This is a genomic window from Rhodococcus sp. (in: high G+C Gram-positive bacteria) (assembly GCF_049286785.1).
In the GTDB taxonomy this organism is placed as follows: domain Bacteria; phylum Actinomycetota; class Actinomycetes; order Mycobacteriales; family Mycobacteriaceae; genus Rhodococcus_F.
In genome coordinates this window covers 1-1,916 of the sequence record NZ_JBAQEO010000528.1, presented here as the reverse complement: position 1 = coordinate 1,916, position 1,916 = coordinate 1, and the positions used below count along the sequence as shown (strand labels likewise).

2 protein-coding genes and 1 pseudogene are annotated in these 1,916 nt (G+C 65.2%); 1 reads left to right on the top strand and 2 read right to left on the bottom strand.

Annotated features, from left to right (window positions below):
- Nucleotides 1-941 (bottom strand): wax ester/triacylglycerol synthase domain-containing protein (locus WAW17_RS19190; RefSeq protein ID WP_422334520.1); only part of this gene is annotated, 941 nt, incomplete at its 3' end.
- A gap of 196 nt (nucleotides 942-1,137) precedes the next feature.
- Between WAW17_RS19190 and WAW17_RS19185 the strand changes: the two genes are divergently transcribed.
- Nucleotides 1,138-1,641, top strand: a complete 504-nt coding sequence (locus WAW17_RS19185) for an SRPBCC family protein (RefSeq protein WP_422334519.1) — start codon at nucleotides 1,138-1,140, stop codon at nucleotides 1,639-1,641.
- Nucleotides 1,642-1,708: 67 nt separating this feature from the next.
- Here WAW17_RS19185 and WAW17_RS19180 read toward each other — a convergent pair.
- Nucleotides 1,709-1,916, bottom strand: a pseudogene (locus WAW17_RS19180) (ABC transporter ATP-binding protein/permease); the annotation flags it as partial.

Below are 1,916 nucleotides of genomic sequence, written 5' to 3'. Positions count from 1 at the left end.
TTCCGGTCGGTGTTCCGGCCGCGCACCGATACCGGGCAGATCGCCACGAGCGACCTGGCAGGAAGTTCACCGTGCTCGATGAGCCAATACCTCAACCCACCCGCCACCATCGCGGTGACCACATCGTTTCCGGTCACGCCGGCCGCGTTCTGCACAGCCCGCAGCCGAGACTTGGGCCAGGTCTGGGCAGCAAAGCTGCGGCCCCTGCCCAGACGCCCGTTGAACCGGGTGCGCGGCGCACCGAACGGCAGGGTGGTGGTGGATGTGGTCAGGCCCTGGACCATATTCGAGGCCGCCCCCTCGACGACCCGGCGGACGAAGCCTGCGCTCGACGCGGCGACACCCAGCGCCGAGCGCGTGAGCGCGATCGGATTCGGGAGGATCCCGGACCCGGCCTCCGCACGTCCGATCGGTTCCTTCTCCGGCGGAGACACGAAAAACGGCCGCATGGCCCGACGTTCGGGATCGGACGTCAGCGACTCTGCGATCATCCGGAATCCGGCGACGCCATCCATCAGCGAGTGATGCACCTTCGCGTAGTAAGCGAACTTGCCGTCCTGCAGACCATCGATCAGGCATGCCTGCCACATCGGCCGAGACCGATCGAGTGGTTCGGCATGCAGCTCGCCCACGACAGCCCACAGAGCCTCCCGTCCCGCGCCGGGCGGCAACGATCGCCGTCGCATGTGGTGGCGCAGGTCCAGGTCGCCGATATCGCGCCACACCCAGACACCGCCCGTGTCGACGCCCAGATGCGGATATCTGCGTAAGCGCGCATCCACCTCGTCGGTGCCGGCAAGTGCATTCTCGTAGAGCTCGTCGACGTAACCGTCTCCGCTGCCTTCGGGTGGAGACAGGATGAGCACAGCGGCGACATGCAACGGGTTTGCCACCACCTCCGCTGTCATCAAGACCGCAGATATCGGATCGAGCGGCACCATGTCACACCCCATTCCCTGTGCACGACCGTTATCCCACATCTGCCAGGGGTGGACACCCGTTTTGGTGTGCACTGTGACAATCCGGCAATCGGACCGCTGGTCGCAGCCATTTTCACTCACTCGACCCTGCCGTTCCCGGCACCTTTTGCCAGTACCATGGGGAGCAGTCACACCCCCAGACCAACGGAGGTCACCCATGGATCTCGGCACCGTCACTTTCACGTACGACGGAAGGGTGGCCCTCCGGTTTCAGCGGCCGTTGTCGCACTCACCGGAGAAGGTGTGGCGCGTACTCACCGACCCGCAGTACCTGAAGGCATGGTTTCCGGCCGACGTCGACTTCGATCTCAGGCCGGGCGCCGAGCTCGTATTCCGAGTGACGCCCGAACAGGTGCGTCGGTTCGGGTTGCCCGAGGACCACACCACCACCGGCACCGTCATCTCCGTGCACCCCGCACATATCCTCGAATATCTTTGGGACGCCGAGACACTGCACTGGGAACTCGTCCCGGACGGAAGCGGCGGATGCTGGCTCACCCTCACCCACACGGTGGAAGAAGAAGAATCGGCCTACGCCCACGCCGCCGGCTGGCACGCAGGCCTCGAAGTGATGGAAGCCCAACTCGAGGGCCGTGATATCGACTGGTCGCCGTGGGATCGCGCCGACGAACTCGCCGCCTCGTATCGCCGGACGTCCTGACCACGCACGCTCACCGATTCGCCGGCTTCCGACGAATTTTGCTGTACACCTGACGAAACGGCCACATCTAACCCACCAGGGTCGACTCGGACCACTGCCCCTCGCCCTCGAGTTCCACACCGCGGGTATGGAACTGACTCAGGGTGCTGCGGTGCCCCACGCTGACCACGATGCTGTCCGGAAGTTCACTCCTGAGCAGGCCGTACAGCGCATACTCGAGCCCCTCGTCGATGGCCGAGGTGGCCTCGTCCAGGAAGACGACAGCCGGCCGGGCG

Coding starts and splice junctions, on each gene's coding strand:
- WAW17_RS19185 (WP_422334519.1), top strand. CDS start 1,138: ATGGATCTCGGCACCGTCACTTTCACGTACGACGGAAGGGTGGCCCTC.